This is a genomic window from Arthrobacter sp. D1-17, assembly GCF_054130535.1.
On sequence record NZ_CP096382.1, the window covers coordinates 44,951 to 60,878 of the forward strand.

The 15,928-nt window shown below is 64.4% G+C and carries 12 protein-coding genes; 10 read left to right on the plus strand and 2 right to left on the minus strand.

Annotated elements, in window-relative coordinates:
- The first annotated feature begins 30 nt into the window (after positions 1 to 30).
- The 4 genes from M1E01_RS00200 (at position 31) to M1E01_RS00215 (ending at position 6,938) form a co-directional block, all read left to right on the plus strand.
- The gene (locus M1E01_RS00200) at positions 31 to 1,500 is read left to right on the plus strand and encodes a glycosyltransferase family 87 protein (RefSeq protein WP_457973126.1); all 1,470 of its coding nucleotides are present in this window, start codon (positions 31 to 33) and stop codon (positions 1,498 to 1,500) included.
- On the plus strand, positions 1,493 to 2,932 hold the full coding sequence (locus M1E01_RS00205; RefSeq protein ID WP_457973127.1) for a phytoene desaturase family protein: 1,440 nt from the start codon (positions 1,493 to 1,495) through the stop codon (positions 2,930 to 2,932). Before M1E01_RS00200 ends, M1E01_RS00205 begins: the two co-directional genes overlap by 8 nt.
- 87 nt (positions 2,933 to 3,019) lie before the next feature.
- On the plus strand, positions 3,020 to 5,035 hold the full coding sequence (locus M1E01_RS00210; protein ID WP_457973128.1) for a penicillin-binding transpeptidase domain-containing protein: 2,016 nt from the start codon (positions 3,020 to 3,022) through the stop codon (positions 5,033 to 5,035).
- A 220-nt stretch (positions 5,036 to 5,255) separates the two neighbouring features.
- The gene (locus M1E01_RS00215; protein WP_457973129.1) at positions 5,256 to 6,938 is read left to right on the plus strand and encodes an ABC-F family ATP-binding cassette domain-containing protein; all 1,683 of its coding nucleotides are present in this window, start codon (positions 5,256 to 5,258) and stop codon (positions 6,936 to 6,938) included.
- A gap of 91 nt (positions 6,939 to 7,029) precedes the next feature.
- On the opposite strand, the gene M1E01_RS00220 is transcribed toward M1E01_RS00215, so the two are convergent.
- Together M1E01_RS00220 and M1E01_RS00225 are read right to left on the minus strand one after the other, a co-directional pair.
- Positions 7,030 to 7,830, minus strand: a complete 801-nt coding sequence (locus M1E01_RS00220) for an IS3 family transposase (protein ID WP_457973130.1) — start codon at positions 7,828 to 7,830, stop codon at positions 7,030 to 7,032.
- Between the two features lie 50 nt (positions 7,831 to 7,880).
- Positions 7,881 to 8,366, minus strand: coding sequence for a helix-turn-helix domain-containing protein (locus M1E01_RS00225; protein ID WP_457971454.1), 486 nt, complete (start codon positions 8,364 to 8,366; stop codon positions 7,881 to 7,883).
- Positions 8,367 to 8,590: 224 nt separating this feature from the next.
- Between M1E01_RS00225 and M1E01_RS00230 the strand changes: the two genes are divergently transcribed.
- The 6 genes from M1E01_RS00230 (at position 8,591) to M1E01_RS00255 (ending at position 15,724) form a co-directional block, all read left to right on the plus strand.
- Positions 8,591 to 9,787 (plus strand): MFS transporter, encoded by a 1,197-nt coding sequence (locus tag M1E01_RS00230; RefSeq protein ID WP_457973131.1) that lies wholly within the window; start codon positions 8,591 to 8,593, stop codon positions 9,785 to 9,787.
- An 87-nt stretch (positions 9,788 to 9,874) separates the two neighbouring features.
- Positions 9,875 to 11,377 (plus strand): phosphatase PAP2 family protein, encoded by a 1,503-nt coding sequence (locus M1E01_RS00235; RefSeq protein ID WP_457973132.1) that lies wholly within the window; start codon positions 9,875 to 9,877, stop codon positions 11,375 to 11,377.
- 128 nt (positions 11,378 to 11,505) lie between these two features.
- The gene (locus M1E01_RS00240) at positions 11,506 to 12,450 is read left to right on the plus strand and encodes an ABC transporter ATP-binding protein (protein WP_457973133.1); all 945 of its coding nucleotides are present in this window, start codon (positions 11,506 to 11,508) and stop codon (positions 12,448 to 12,450) included.
- A gap of 4 nt (positions 12,451 to 12,454) precedes the next feature.
- On the plus strand, positions 12,455 to 13,336 hold the full coding sequence (locus tag M1E01_RS00245) for an ABC transporter permease (protein ID WP_457973134.1): 882 nt from the start codon (positions 12,455 to 12,457) through the stop codon (positions 13,334 to 13,336).
- Between the two features lie 96 nt (positions 13,337 to 13,432).
- A complete protein-coding gene (locus M1E01_RS00250; RefSeq protein ID WP_457973135.1) occupies positions 13,433 to 14,377 on the plus strand; it encodes a dioxygenase family protein in 945 nt (314 codons plus the stop codon).
- A 21-nt stretch (positions 14,378 to 14,398) separates the two neighbouring features.
- A complete protein-coding gene (locus M1E01_RS00255; protein ID WP_457973136.1) occupies positions 14,399 to 15,724 on the plus strand; it encodes a M18 family aminopeptidase in 1,326 nt (441 codons plus the stop codon).
- The last annotated feature ends 204 nt before the right edge of the window (positions 15,725 to 15,928 follow it).

Sequence of the window (15,928 nt, forward strand, 5' to 3'; positions counted from 1 at the left end):
GCGTGGCGCGCTCCCGGTAAGCTCAAAGCCATGCAGGAGACTCAGCCGCCGCCCCATCGAAAGCGTGCGCGCCTGGTGGTGCCAAGCCGCAGCGACGGACTGCTGCAAAATTTCACGGAACTGGTCGGTGGCCCCCTGGGAAAGCGGTCGGCGCCTGGACTCATCGCCCCCGGTTTTTTCACGGTGGAAAGGGTCCTCGTCATCCTTACGGTGCTTGCCGCGCTGGCCGCGATCGCCGTCAAGAACTACTGCCGCGTCAACGGCTGGGACACGCCGTCGCAGTATTACGCCACCTGCTACTCGGACTTTCCCGTGCTGTTCCGCGACCGCGGGCTGGGCGACGGCGCCTTCCCGTTTTTTACTGCCGGCACGGTGTTTGAGTATCCGGTCCTGATGGGGCTGATTGCAGGCGCAACGGCGTGGCTGCTGCCCGGATCCGGCGTCAGCGATGAGCGGGTGCTGGCATATTTCGACCTCAATGCGACGCTGGTAGCTGCTGTCTGGATCGTCACAGTGCTGGCCACCGCCCGCATGGCAGGGCGTCGCCCCTGGGATGCAGCCATGGTGGCTCTGGCGCCCGGCATAATTTTGGCCGGCATGATCAATTGGGACATGTGGGCGGTGGCCCTGCTGGCGCTTGGGATGTATTTCTTCTCAAAGGAGCAGCTTCTGCTGGCCGGGATTCTCATCGGGCTGGGGACTGCCACCAAGCTCTATCCAGTGCTGGTTTTCGGTGCGATCTTCGTGTTGGCTCTGCGTAGCGGCAGGATCAGGGCTTTTCTTATCCCCGCCGCTGCTGCAGCCGTGACATGGCTGGCCGTCAACGTTCCCTTCGCAGTCAGGGATTCAGGCGCCTGGAGATACTTTTTCGAGTTCACACAGGATCGGCAGGCGGGATTCAGTTCGCCGTGGTTCGCCTACAACCTTGTGGCGGAGCGGTTGCGTGGGAGCGTCCTTACGCCCGAGACGATCAACACACTCGCCTTGAACCTGTTCCTCCTGGCGTGCGTGGCCATCGCGGTGCTGGCGCTGACAGCACCATCGCGGCCACGGCTGGCCCAACTCACCTTCCTGATCGTGGCAGCTTTCATTTTGACCAACAAGGTGTACTCACCGCAGTTCGTGGTCTGGCTGATCCCGCTGCTGGCATTGGCCCGCCCCCGGTGGCGCGATTTCCTGATCTGGCAGGCAGTCGAAGGGCTGCACTGGGCCGCGATCTGGATGTATCTTGGCCAAGTGACCAGCGGCGGGCTTTCACAGCACAACATCGACATGCCTTACTACGTCCTCGCCGTCGTAGCCCACATGTTGGCCACGGCATATCTGATGCTGCGCGTGGTCTTCGACATCTGGGATCCGCGCACTGACCCCGTCCGCCGTCACTTCGCCGATGATCCCCAAGGCGGGCCGTTTGACGGTACACCGGACCGCCTTCGGCTCGATATCCTGCGTCCTTCAGCCTCGGTACTTCCCTGGCAGAAGGCGGAGCGCAATGCCTGACGCCGCCGTCGTCGGTTCCGGCCCCAACGGGCTCGCAGCTGCCGTCGTCATGGCGCGCGCGGGACTGAAAGTGCATGTCTACGAGGCGGCGGCCGAGATCGGCGGCGGTACCCGGACCACCCAGCTCATTGAGGATGGCCACTGGCACGACATCTGCTCGGCTGTGCATCCCATGGCGCTGGCCTCCCCGTTTTTCAAGGCCTTTGAACTGCCCCGGCGCATAGAGCTTGCCCTGCCGAAGGTCCAGTTCGCTTCGCCGCTGGACCACGGGCGGACCGCGCTGGCCTATCGTTCCCTGGATCGCACCGCGGACGAGCTGGGCCGTGACGGCCGTGCCTACCGCAGGCTTCTGGCTCCACTGGTCCGGCGTTTGGACGGCGTTGTGGAAACCACGTCCGACCAGTTGCTGCGCATGCCCGCCGATCCCTTGTCCGCCGCGATCCTGGGCCTCCGAACGCTTGAACAAGGCTCGCCGTTGTGGAACCTCAGGTTCCGGGGCGACCTGGCGCCAGCCCTCATCAGCGGCGTCGCTGCCCACGCCGTCGGACGGCTGCCGTCCGTCGCTGCCGCCGGCGCCGGTCTGCTGCTGAACTCCCTCGCTCACGCGGGCGGTTGGCCCATACCCATCGGGGGATCTGCGGTGATAGCCACGGCGATGGCGAATGACATTGAGGCGCATGGTGGAGTCATTGAGACAGGTTTCAAGGTCTCGTCGCTGGCCGAGCTGGAGCCGGCCAAGGCGGTCCTGCTGGACGTGGCTCCGCCAGCACTGGCCCGGCTGGCAGGCAATCGGCTGCCCCCCTCATACCGCCGCTCACTGGAGTCCTTCCGTTTCGGCAACGCCGCCTGCAAGGTCGATTTCATCTTGTCAGGGCCCGTGCCATGGGCAGGCGCAGGAATCGCCGACGCGGGTACGGTCCACGTTGGGGGCACTCGGGCCGAGATAGCCCAGGCCGAACACGAGGTTTCCCAGGGCAGGCACCCGGAGCGGCCATACGTGCTCGTATCGCAGCCCTCGCCCATCGATCCCGGCAGGGCGCCCCAAGGCCGGCACATTCTTTGGAGCTATTGCCATGTTCCCGCAGGGTCCACCATGGACATGGGCGAGGCGGTGATCCGCCAGCTGGAGCGGTTCGCACCCGGTTTCCGCGACGTCATCATCCATTACAGGGTCACCACCGCCGCCGGGCTCGCTGCGTACAACGAGAACTACATCGGAGGCGATTTCAGTGCAGGGCTGCTCGACGCCCGCGGCCTGCTGCAGCGGCCCGTCGTTTCCCCTGTGCCGTGGAGAACTCCCGCCAGGGGCGTGTACTTGTGCTCTTCATCCACCCCTCCAGGCCCGGGTGTAACAGGGATGCCCGGGTTTCATGCAGCGGAATATGCATTGAAGGACATATTCGGCATGGGAGTCCCCCGGCTCGGCGTCTGATGCGCCTTGGCTTCCCCGCCCTGCTGGTGGATCCGCCTTCGGAATGGCGTTTCCGGGAAGAACCCTTGGACGGGGGATAATGACGCCATGGGGAACACCAGAACACTTGCTCTTGCCCTCATCGGGTTCATACTCGGTACGGCTTTGGTTGCCTGCGATGACGGACGTGGCGGGGCTGAGGCTGCCGCCAAGCAACTGGCCTCTGCCGTGGCCGGACTCGATGTGCGGCCTGTCGCGTTTGATGGCCGGGACTCTGCCGTGGCTAATGACCAGCTGAACCAGGTTTTCAAGGCTTTGCAGCCGGTCAAGCCATCAGTCGATACAGGCGAGCTGCAGCTCGATGGGGACACGGCCAGCGTCCCCTTGAACTACAGCTGGAAGATCGAATCGGCGGAATGGAAATACACCGTCAATGCCCAGCTTCGGAAGTCCGGAGACAAGTGGGTGACCGTCTGGTCTCCCGGCATTCTGGTGCCGGATCTGGCCGAAGGCGAGATCCTCAGCAAGTCGACACAATCCCCGCCGCGGGCAGATATCCTCGGCGCCCAAGACGTCCAGCTCGTCACGTACCGCCCCGTGGTCAACGTGGGTATCGACAAGCCACAACTCGGCGGTGCTGACGCGGCTGCCTCCGCAAGAAAGCTGGCGGAACTCGTGGGAATTGATCCTGCCGCGTATGTCCAGCAGGTGGAGGCGTCCGGAGCGGAAGCATTTGTTCCGGCCATCACGTTACGCGACAACAGCAGCCGCACCGTGACGGATGCGGAGATCGAAGCCATTCCGGGTGGACGGGCCATCCCCGGCAAGCTTCCGCTGGCCCCCACGCGCACCTTCGCCCGGGCTGTTCTGGGAACCGTGGGTGAAGCCAGCGCAGAACAGATCGAAAAGTCCGACGGCGCCCTGACCGCCGGCGATGTCATCGGTACCGGCGGCTTGCAGCAGCAATACGACGCCCAGCTCCGTGGCAAGGACGGCATTGTCATCCGGGTCCAGCGCGCCGATCTCACCGCGGCAGAGATCCGGGACGCTCCCTCCGACCCCCGCCGCATCGTGTTCGAGATACAAGGCTCTGCCGGTACACCGCTCAAGACCACGCTGGAGCCGAAACTGCAGCAAATTGCGGAAGACACCCTTGCCGAGGTGAAGCCGGCCTCCGCCATTGTCGCCCTCCGGCCGTCCACGGGCGCCGTGCTTGCCGCGGCTTCCGGTCCTGGCAGCAACGGTTACAACACGGCGATGCTCGGACAGTACGCACCCGGTTCCACCTTCAAGGTAGTGGACTCGCTGGCGATGCTGCGCAACGGGCTGACTCCCGAATCGAAGGTGGAATGCACGCCTACCCTGACCGTGGACGGACGCACGTTCAAGAACGCCGAGGGGTATCCCAAGGATTCGCTGGGGTCAGTAACCCTTCGCGACGCCTTTGCACACTCATGCAATACCGCGTTCATCGCGGCCCGTGACAAGGTGACGCAGGCCCAGCTGGAATCTGCTGCCACGTCCCTCGGCGTCGCAGTTGAGGCGCCGAAGCTGGGAGCCGAGGCCTTCCTTGGCTCAGTGCCTGGGGAGGCTGAAGGCACCGAGCACGCCGCCGCAATGATCGGCCAGGGCAGGGTCCTGATGTCCCCGCTGGCTGCCGCCGTCATGGCCGGATCCGTCGCGAAGGGTGCGCCGGTGTCGCCGGTGCTGGTCCTCAATCCGGAGGCGGCCTCCGGCACTGCCGGTCCGGCAGCGGAGGGTACGCCGTCGGCAGAAGGTCCAGCTTCCGCAGAAGGTGAAGGGCAGTCCACCGTCACTGCCGAGGCCCCCGCCCCGGCGGCGGAAAAACCTGTCACCAAGGCGGAGGCGGCGTCGCTCGCTGACCTGATGCGCGCAGTAGTGACATCAGGCCACGCAGGATTCCTGGCCGAGGTGCCCGGCGGACCCGTAGGGGCGAAAACCGGCACGGCTGAATTCGGCAAGGAAGACCCGCCCAAGACCCACGCTTGGATTATCGCGACCCAGGGCGACCTTGCCGTGGCTGTCTTCGTCGAAGACGGCGGACTGGGCGCCACCACATCCGGGCCGCTCCTGAAGAAGTTCCTCGCTGCCGCCGCAGGCTGACGTCGGACCCTCTCGCAGCTCTTGCCGGTTTTTTCCCGACCCTCCTGCAGGTTCTGCAGGATTGTTCCGGACCCTCGGGCAGGTTCTGCAGCTTTTTCCCGCACCCTCCTGCTCTGATTGCGGGAGGGTTCCGCGTTTAGCAACAGGATGTGAGAGAGCGTTTGCCCTGTGGCAACAGGATGTGAGAAAGCGTTGAATCGTGCCGTGGGAAGATGGATCAGTGGCTCATATTGACGTTTCCGGCATCGACTACTTCCTCTCCGACGGCACCCAGCTGCTGAACGGAGTGACCTTCAAGGTCCCGGACGGCACTAAAACTGCGTTAATCGGACCCAACGGCACCGGCAAGACAACGCTGTTCCGCATCATCGCCGGCGACCTCACGCCGGATGAAGGTGTGATCGGACGGTCCGGCAACATGGGGATCATGCGCCAGTTCGTCGGGCAGGTCCGCGACGACTCCACAGTCAAGGACCTTCTCGTCTCGGCCGCGCCGGCGGGGCTCGCCGCCGCCGCCCGCGCCGTGGACGAGGCGGAACTGGCCATGATGGAGCACGACGATGAACCAACCCAGATGCGGTACGCCCAAGCCATCGTGGACTGGGGAGATGCAGGCGGCTACGACGTCGAGACGGTCTGGGACGAAGTGTGCATGGCCGCGCTGGGGCTCCCGTTTGACCGGGCACAGCACCGTCCGGCGTCGAGCCTTTCCGGCGGTGAGCAAAAGCGCCTGGTGCTGGAGGCGCTGTTCGCCGGACCGGATGAACTGCTGCTCCTGGACGAACCCGACAACTACCTTGACGTCCCCGGCAAGCGCTGGCTCGAGATCAAGCTCAACGAGTCAAAGAAAACCGTGTTCTTCATCAGCCACGACCGCGAGCTGTTGAACAACGCTGCCGGCCGCATCGTCACTCTGGAGCCAGGTATTAACGGCGCCGGGGCGTGGGTGCACGGTGGCGGCTTCGAGTCCTATGTGGAGGCCCGTGCCGACCGCAACGCCCGCTTTGAGGAGCTGCGCAAACGCTGGGATGAGGAGCACATCAAGCTCAAGGAACTCGTCAACATGTACAAGAACAAAGCCGCGTTCCGCTCTGACATGGCTAACCGCTACCACGCCGCGCAGACGCGACTTGCGAAGTTCCTCGAGGTCGGCCCGCCCGAGGCTCTGCCCATCGAACAGAACGTGCAGATGCGGCTCAAGGGCGGCCGTACCGGGAAGCGGGCCGTCGTCGCAGAAAAGCTCGAGCTGACCGGCCTCATGAAGCCGTTCTCCACGGAAATCTGGTTCGGTGACCGGGTGGGCGTGCTGGGGTCGAACGGTTCCGGGAAGTCACATTTCCTGCGCCTGCTCGCCACCGGCGGCACAGACCCGGAACGGGAACACCTGCCGGTGTCAGACGTCGAAATCGCCGAAGTGCCGCACGAGGGCACCGTGAAACTCGGGGCCCGCATCCGGCCGGGTTTTTTTGCGCAGACCCATGTCCGTCCCGACCTGCTCGGAAAGACCCTGCTCGAAATCCTGCACCGCGGCGATGAGCACCGTTCCGGCCTGGCGCGTGAAGCTGCTGCCGGAGCACTGGATGGCTACGGACTGGCAGGCCAGTCGGAGCAGAAGTACGAGTCCCTTTCGGGAGGCCAGCAGGCGCGCTTCCAGATCCTGCTGCTGCAGCTCTCCGGGGCCACTCTCCTCCTGCTCGACGAACCAACGGACAACCTGGACCTGCATTCGGCCGAGGCGCTCGAGCGGGCCATCGACCACTTCGAGGGCACGGTCCTTGCCGTGACGCATGACCGCTGGTTCGCCCGGACATTCGACCGGTTCCTGGTGTTCGGATCCGACGGCCGGGTCTACGAGTCCGATGAGCCCGTGTGGGATGAGAAGCGCGTCGAGCGCACCCGCTGACCCTGACGCTCCCTCACTTCCCGTGGGTGTATAACAAACGCTCTCTCACGAATGAACTGGTCCCCGATAGTTGGACTGGCTAAATGGGATTCTAGGCTGCAAGGGTCTGGGCCCGGTATTGCACCGGGCTCAGGCCCTTGAGCTTTGTGGAGATTCTTTTGTTGTTGTACCAGTGGATGTATTCCTCTATTGCAGCTGCCAGTGCGTCGGTGTTGAGGAATCGGACGCGGTGGAAGAGTTCTTCCTTGAGGTGGCCGAAGAAGTTCTCCATGACGGCGTTGTCGTAGCAATTGCCCTTGCGGGACATGGATTGGACCGCGCCGGCGTTCTGGATGAGGGTGCGCCAGGACGCGTGACGGTATTGGAAACCTTGGTCCGAGTGCACCAGCGGCTGCTGACCGGGCTGCAGACAGGTCAGGGCCTCACGCAGGGAATCGTTGGTGAGCGCCAGGTTCGGGGATAAGCCCAGCGAGCAAGAAATGATCTGCCGGTCAAAGAGGTCCATCACCGGTGAGAGGTAGAGCTTCCCGCCGCCGACGCTGAACTCCGTCACATCCGTAACCCACTTCCGGTTCGGCGCATCAGCCTCGAACTCCCGGTTCAGCACGTTGGGCGCTACCGCGCCCTGTTCGCCCTGGTAGGAGTTGTAGCGCTTCCTGCGCCGGACCTTGCAGGCCAACCCAAGGGCCTCCATTAGCTTCAGCACGGTCTTCTTCGCGACCGTCCACCCGTGCTTGAGTAGCTCCGTGTGGACCCGGCGGTGCCCGTACCGGCCATGGTTCGTTTCAAAGATCTCCGTGATCGCCGCTTTGAGCTTCTCTTTCGGGTCCGGCGCCTGGAGCCGGAGCTGGTGATAGAAAAACGTGGATCTGGCCAGCCCGGCGACGTCCAACAGGACAGCAAGGGGATAGTCAGCCTTGAGGGAAACGACGGCCTGAACCCTTACCGTCGTCCCTGTTCCCTCAAGGCCCGCAGTTTTCCCAGGTACGCCACCTCAGCGCGCAGCCGCTCGTTCTCCCGCCGCAACCGCTCAAGCTCCGGCAGCTCCCCAGTCGGCGGGGAATCGGGTTTCCGCGGTCTGCCCTTGGGCTTTGGCCGCAACCCGTCCTCACCGTCCATTCGATACGCCCGGACCCACTTTTGCAGCAGCTCACGGGAGGCCAAACCGGCCTCCACCGCCAACTCCGGGCCGGACTCGCCCGCGAGGAACCGCTGCACCAAGGCCAGCTTGAACTCGAAAGAGTAGGACTTCGCAGGCCTGCTCACCAGCACTCCTTGCCCATGAATCCTCCACCGCCCATACAGTGCCCTGACCGGTACCCAAGGCGCATCCAGCAACCGGGCCGCCGCCCGATAGCCGATGCCCTTCTCAAACAACGCTACAGCTGCCTCGCGCTGCGCCTCAGCCAATGAACTACGTGCACGCATAAAACTGCTCCCCGGAAGTCGGAACTGAATTTCTCAGTCCAACTTCCGGGGAGCAGTTCACCGGCGAGAGAGCGTTTGGCTTTTGCCGACAGGAAGTGAGAGAGCGTCCGCTATTTGAAAGTCTTGCGCTTTGTTTCCCAGCTGTCCGCGGCGCAGATGCCGTGTACGGCCCCGGCGGCGGCGTTGACAGGGCCCGAACAGAGAGTCGTGGCTAAAGTTATCGGATGACTACCACCCAGCAGCATGCCGAGCGGCAAGTATCCGCCGCAGCCGTAGCCACCTTCATCATTTTCGGCACCAACGGCCTGGTTTTCGCCAGCTGGGCAGCCCGTATTCCCGCGGTCACAGAAATCCTCAACATTTCGTCGGGCCAGATGGGGACGCTGCTGCTGTGCACCGCCGTGGGCTCGCTGATCGCCCTGCCCACCGCCGGACACGTCATCAGCAGGATCGGCACGTCGAACAGCGTGCGGGCAAGCGGATTTCTGGCCGCCTTGGCGGGAGTGGCCATCGCCGTCTCGCTGCTGGCGGAGTCAGTTCCCGGCACGGCGGTTGCACTGTTCTTTTTCGGCATAGGGATCGGGTTGTGGGACGTTTCCCAGAACGTGGAGGGGGCCGACGTCGAACACCGCCTCAAGCGCACGATCATGCCGAAGTTTCATGCGGCGTTCAGCGGCGGTGCCTTTGTGGGCGCGCTCATCGGGGCCGGGCTGTCCGGGTTGGGCGTCGGACTGCCGCAGCACCTTCTGGTCATTGCGGGAGTTGTGGCCATCCTGACTTTCATCACGCCGCGCTACTTTCTCCCGCACGAGGTTCCTGAAGTCCGGCCCGACGGCGAGCCCAAGCCTTCACGCGGTCCCTCCGCCTGGCGTGACTCCCGGACCCTGCTGATCGGCGTGGTGGTCCTTGGTGCCACGCTGACTGAGGGGGCCGGCAACGACTGGATCGCGAAGGCCGCCGTGGACGGTCTGGGCACCTCCGAGTCCACGGGTGCGCTGCTCTTTGCCCTGTTTGTCCTGGCCATGACCGCCATGCGCTTCTTCGGCGGGGGTGCAATTGACCGGTACGGGCGGGTGGCGGTGCTGCGGGCAAGCATGGCAGCGGCCGCAGCAGGACTTGGATTGTTCGTCTTCGCCGGCAACGTCGGGCTGGCCGCCGTAGGAGCGGCGCTGTGGGGAGCCGGTGCGGCGCTGGCCTTCCCGATGGGAATGTCCGCGGCGGCAGACGATCCCAAGCATGCCGCGGCAAGGGTATCCGTGGTTTCGACGATCGGCTACGTGGCATTCCTCGCCGGTCCGCCCCTCCTCGGCTACCTGGGCGACCTCACCGGAATACATCTGGCACTTCTCGCCATCGTGGCACCGATCCTCGTGGCACTGTTCCTTGCCGGGGTCGCCAAGCCGCTCTCGTCCCGGCAATAAAGCCGGGCGGTTCCCCCGACGGGAGAGCGTTGGCACTTCCCTTCCATATGCCCCTTCGCGGGGACCACCGGCGGGTAGGGTTGGAAAATGCGAAGGATGCTCAGAACCGGCCACGGCTGGGTGGCTGACATGGACCGCGCGCTTTTGCGGGCTGTCTCGGCATTTCCCGGCGGCCATCATGACACCTTCTTCCGGCGCCTGTCCGCGTCTGCCAACAAGGGAATGCTCTGGTTCGGGGTCGCAGCCGGGGCCGCGCTCATGCCCGGCCGCATGCGCCGTGCTGCCGTCCACGGCCTTCTCGCGCAGGGGGTGGCGTCGGCTGTCACCAACCTGGCCTTCAAGACTCTGCTTCCCCGCACCCGCCCCCTGCCCGAGCACCTTCCCGTATTCCGTTTCGTCCATCCGCAGCCTACGAGTTCGTCGATGCCGTCCGGCCATTCGGCATCGGCGGTGGCCTTCGCCCTCGGAGCAGGCATGGTCCAACCGGCTCTTGGCGCCGCGATCGCCCCTGTGGCTGCGGGCGTTGCATACTCCAGGGTGCATACGGGGGCGCACTGGCCTTCCGATGTTCTTTTCGGTTCAGCCATTGGGGCCGCCGCTGCACTCGCGACGAGATGGTGGTGGCCGGTGCGTCCTCCGTTTCCGCCCACCTCCCGGACCTGGGCAGAGGCCCCGAAACTCGCCGACGGCGAAGGCCTGAGCATCGCCGTCAACACACTTGGCGGCTCCTTTACCGAGGAAACGGCGTCAGCACTGCGGGAAGTATTCTCAGCGGCGTATATCAAGACCATCGAGCCCGATCACGATGTTGCGGAACAAGTGGAGACGGTCGCCACCCGTCCAGGCACCCGGGCCCTCGGGGTATGGGGAGGGGACGGAACCGTTGGCACTGCGGCGGCCGCCGCCGTCGAACATGGCCTGCCCCTGCTGGTGCTGGCGGGTGGAACACTCAATCACTTTGCCCGAGACGCCAGAACATCCTCGCTCAGGGAAGCGGCCGCGGCCGCGAGCGAAGGGACAGCAGCCCTGGCCGATGTGGGCATCGTCAAGGTCGAACGGGGGCTGGCAGATGATCCCGAGAGGGTGGAGCTTCTCATGCTGAACACCGCCAGCATCGGGCTGTACCCGAACCTGGTGCGACGGCGTGAACAGCTCCAGCCGGCGCTGGGCAGGCCGCTTGCCGGTGTCATCGCGATGTTCCGCACCTTTGCCGTCGAGAAGCCGATCACACTCCTCGTGGACGGCAAACGGCACAAGGTGTGGATCATGTACCTCGGGCGCGGCCGCTACTACCCGCGGGATCATGCGCCGCTGTTCCGCCCCGTCCTGGATGACGGAATGCTGGACATCAGGATGATCACGGCTGATGAATCTTTTGCCCGCCTTCGGATGCTGTGGTCCGTGCTGACCGGCACCGTGGGCACGTCTAAAATCACCCACCTCCGGGAGGCTGCCCGTACCCGGATTGAGACGGATTCCGGCCCCATGGTGCTCGCCGTCGACGGCGAAACCATAACTGGTGTCAGGGTGGCGGAATTTACGCTGGAGCACAGGGCCCTGACCTACTACTCACCACGGAACGCGGACTAAGCCCAAAGCGGTTACCCTGATCCGCCCCTGAACCATCCCTGAAACCGGCCACATCCCGGATGTGGGTCGGTAGCGTGGACCCTGAATACCGATGAACACCTCCAGCAGCTAGGCAAAGGACCGCTTTCATGATTGAGGCACAAGGCCTGACGAAGGTCTATGGCGACAAAACCGCCGTTGACTCGGTCAACTTCACCGTCCAGCCCGGGCGGGTCACCGGCTTCCTGGGCCCTAACGGGGCCGGCAAATCGACCACCATGCGGATGATCATGGGGCTGGACCGGCCGACAGCGGGAACCGTCACCGTCAACGGGGAGCCTTTCGCCCGCCACGTGGCGCCGCTGCGGGAAATCGGGGCTCTGTTGGACGCGAAGGCAGTCCACACCGGCCGCTCGGCCTACAACCACCTGCTCGCCATGGCAGCAACCCACAGCATCCCCAAGAAGCGTGTCCGGGAAGTCATCGAGATCACCGGCCTTACAGATGTTGCCAGCAAGAAAGTCAAAGGCTTCTCCCTCGGCATGGGCCAGCGGCTCGGCATCGCGGCGGCGCTTCTCGGTGACCCGCAGACCATCATCCTGGACGAACCCGTCAACGGCCTGGATCCCGAGGGCGTGGTCTGGGTGCGGACCATGGTCAGGTACTTGGCTTCAGAGGGGCGGACGGTTTTCCTGTCCAGCCATCTAATGAGTGAAATGGCACTGACGGCGGACCATCTGATCGTGATCGGACGGGGCAAGATCATCGCAGACGCCCCCATCAACGAGATCATTACCGGTAAGGGCCAGAGCCGCACCCGCGTCCGCACGGACGAGCCGGACAGGCTGATGAACGCCCTGGCTGGAGACGGCGTCGCCGTCGAGGTGCAGGACCGGGGGCTCATCGAAGTAAAGGGCACCGATCCGCGCCGGATTGCCCACGCCGCCCTGGAGCACCAGATTCTCATCTACGAACTCACGCCCCTGCAGGCCAGCCTGGAAGAGGCATACATGGAGCTGACCAAGGACGCGGTCGAATACCACTCGCTGACCACCACGGGAGCCCCCGTTCCTACCCAGCCCGGAGGCAAGTAAAGCCATGAGCATTTTGACACTTAGCCAGCCGGGCGGCGCAGGCGCGGAACCGGTCCGTACAACCCCCGGGTCCGCACCGGGGCCGGGCCCCAGCTTTTTCCGCGTCCTCAACTCTGAATTCATCAAATTCCGCACACTGTTGTCCACCCTGATTCTGCTCGCCTCCACTGCGGTGGTTATGGTTGGATTCGGCGCCCTGTCCGCGTGGGGAACGGGGTCCCTCGCCGATGCGGCCAGCTCCGATCCTCAGGCTGCCGAGGCCATGGCGGCGCAGGGCGGGGATCTGGCTGTCACTGTCCCAACGTCGGGCATCGGGTTCGCACAGCTGATCCTCGGCTCCCTGGGCGTGCTGCTCATGAGCTCGGAGTTCACCACGGGAATGGCACGCTCCACCTTCGCCGCAGTGCCCAAGAGGACTCCCGCGTTCCTGGCAAAGCTCGTGGTGATCCTGATCAGCACATTCCTTTTGACGGCCGCCTCGACATACATAGCCGGGCTGGTGGCCGTTCCGATTCTGGACAACTACGGGCTCATGCTGGACCCGGCCAGTTCGCAGTCGGTGAAGCTGTTGCTTGTCAGCAGCCTCTATGTTGCTGCAGTAGCAACGATCGGCATGGCGCTGGGAACCCTTATCCGCAACTCGGCTGGAGGCATCATGAGCTTGGTCGGGCTGTTCTTCGTGGCTCCCATCGCCTTCCAGCTGATCCCCGGAGACTTCTTCGAGGAAGCCCGCAAGTACCTGCCCAGCAACACCATCAACCCGATGACTGCCGTGGAACATGTCCCGGATACGCTCGAAGCGTGGCAGGCCGCGCTTGTGCTCGGCGCCTGGGCAGTGGTGCCGGTGGTCCTGGCTATGGTCCTGCTGAAAAAGCGGGACGTCTAGGGCACTTCCCTGCGGGGATTGTTGGGCGCGTATTCCCACAGCTTCTGCACAGAACCGCCCTAGGCAGGCCATATCTGCGTGGCGTTACATGGATCCATGACCTCTTCACCCCGCACCCCGGATGGGCCGCAGGACTCCCGCCTCCCCCATCCCAACCACGACCGCGGCCTCGAATTCGACCTCTCCACGATCATGTCCCGCCGCTCGCTGGGCATGTTCCTCGGGGCGGGGTCGGCTGCAGCCGCAATGGCCGCCTGCACGCCTGGCACCTCCGGCCCTGCAGCTTCCTCCCCCGGGGCAACACCGCCTGCCGCCACGCCATCGTCAGCTGCCGGGTCCACAGCGGGTACGACGACGGCCCCCGCGGCTTCCGCTCCCGCGTCACCTACCGTCACCCGCGCCATCGCCGAATGCGGCGCTGAGATTCCTGCGGAAGCTGCAGGACCCTTTCCCGGAGACGGCACCAATGGTCCCAACGTCCTGGAGGCCTCCGGAGTAGTGCGGCAGGACATCACGTCCAGCTTCGGGACATCCGCCACGAAGGCCGAAGGCGTGCCCCTGACTTTGACGCTGACCCTTTTGGACAACGCCAACGGCTGCGTGCCCCTTGCCGGCGCCGCTGTTTACGCCTGGCACTGCGACCGGGAGGGCCGATACTCGCTGTACGATTCCGGGCTCTCAAACGAGAACTACCTCAGGGGCGTCCAGGAAGCTGACGCCAACGGCCATGTCACCTTCAAGACGACCTTTCCCGGCGCCTACAACGGACGCTGGCCGCACATCCACTTCGAAGTCTTCGAGTCTATGAGCAATGCAACGGCAGCCGGGCAGATCCTTGCAGTCTCGCAGGTCGCCCTGACCGACGCCGCCTGCAAGGAGGTCTACTCTTCCTCGGGCTACGAAACCAGCGCCCGGAACTTCCCCAACACCACGCTCCAGTCGGACAACGTCTTCGGCGACGACGGCGGCATCTACCAGCTGGCCACCATGTCCGGTTCGGTGGCGAACGGCTACACCGCGGGGCTCAACGTTACGGTCTAGGGCGGCGCTAGACTCGGAGCCATGCCTCTGCATTCCACTGCTACAGACCACATCCGGGACCTGGGCGACTATGTCAGCGCCTCGCCGTCGAGCTTCCATGCCGTGCACGAAGCGGCGCGGAAGCTGGATGAGGCGGGGTTCACCGGCCTGAATGAACAGGTGTCGTGGGATCCAGCGGCGGGAAGTTTTTATGTCATCCGGGACGGCGCGCTTATCGCCTGGGTGACACCTGAGAGCGCAAATCCCACCACGGGTTTCAGCATTCTGGGAACCCACACCGATTCACCTTCCTTCAAGCTCAAGCCCAAACCGACCACGGGCAAATTCGGCTGGCTGCAGGCCGGCGTGGAAGTGTATGGCGGCCCGCTCCTGAACTCCTGGCTGGACCGGGAACTGCAGCTTGCCGGACGGCTCGTGCTGCTCGACGGCAGCCAGCATCTCACCGCCACCGGGCCGTTGTTGCGTTTTCCGCAGCTGGCAATCCATCTGGACCGTGCTGTGAATGAGGGCCTTGCCTTGGACAAACAGCAGCACATGAATCCGATAATCGGCCTCGGGGATCCCGCCGGCGAGGACCTGCTGGGGCTGCTGGCCGAGCACGCCGGCGGCAACGGTCCTGTTGATCCGGAGCAGATCGGCGGGTACGACGTCGTCGTTGCGGACACGCAGGCCCCTGCGGCTTTCGGGGCCAAGAGCGAGTTTTTTGCATCCGGGCGGCTCGACAACCTGTCCGCGACGCATGCAGGACTGACTGCCCTCATCGCGCACAGTGAAGGCACTGGTGGGCACTCCGAGGGGGCCAACGGATCAGCGCCCATCGCCGTGCTGGCAGCATTCGACCATGAGGAAATCGGCTCCGCATCCCGCTCCGGAGCATGCGGACCGGTGCTTGAGGACGTCCTTGTCCGCATTTCCGACGGCCTCGGCGCCTCGGTGAGTCAGCGGCGGCAGGCCTTTGCGGCGTCGTTTTGCGTTTCCGCCGACGCCGGTCACGCTGTCCACCCGAACTATCCGGAGCGGCACGATCCGGTCAACCGGCCGGTCCTCAATGGTGGACCGCTATTGAAGATCAACGCCAACCAGCGCTATGCGACGGATGCTGCCGGCGCGGCATTGTGGGCGCGGCTTTGCCGGGACGCGGGGGTCCCCTATCAGGAATTCGTTTCCAACAACGTGATGCCGTGCGGCTCCACCATTGGGCCGCTGACAGCCACGCGGCTGGGCATCAGGACCGTTGACGTGGGCGTGCCCCTGCTGTCGATGCACTCTGCCAGGGAGTTGTGCGGTGTGGAAGACCCGTACTCGCTGGCCAAAGTAACAGAGCGGTTTTTTGTTGCCGGGGGGTAGTGCGAGCGTCAGCCAGAAGTTTCCGGACGGTTACGGAATTGCCCCTTTAGCAACAGCGGATGCGTATTGGTGCTCACTGCTGGTGTTCTGCCCCTTTCGGCGGTGCGCAAACTGTACTGTTGCATAAGTCCTCGCCCGCGCCTGCTCCCCTAATGTGAAACGCATCATGTGGGCCACAGCACACCCGACGCTGCTGGTTCCGGC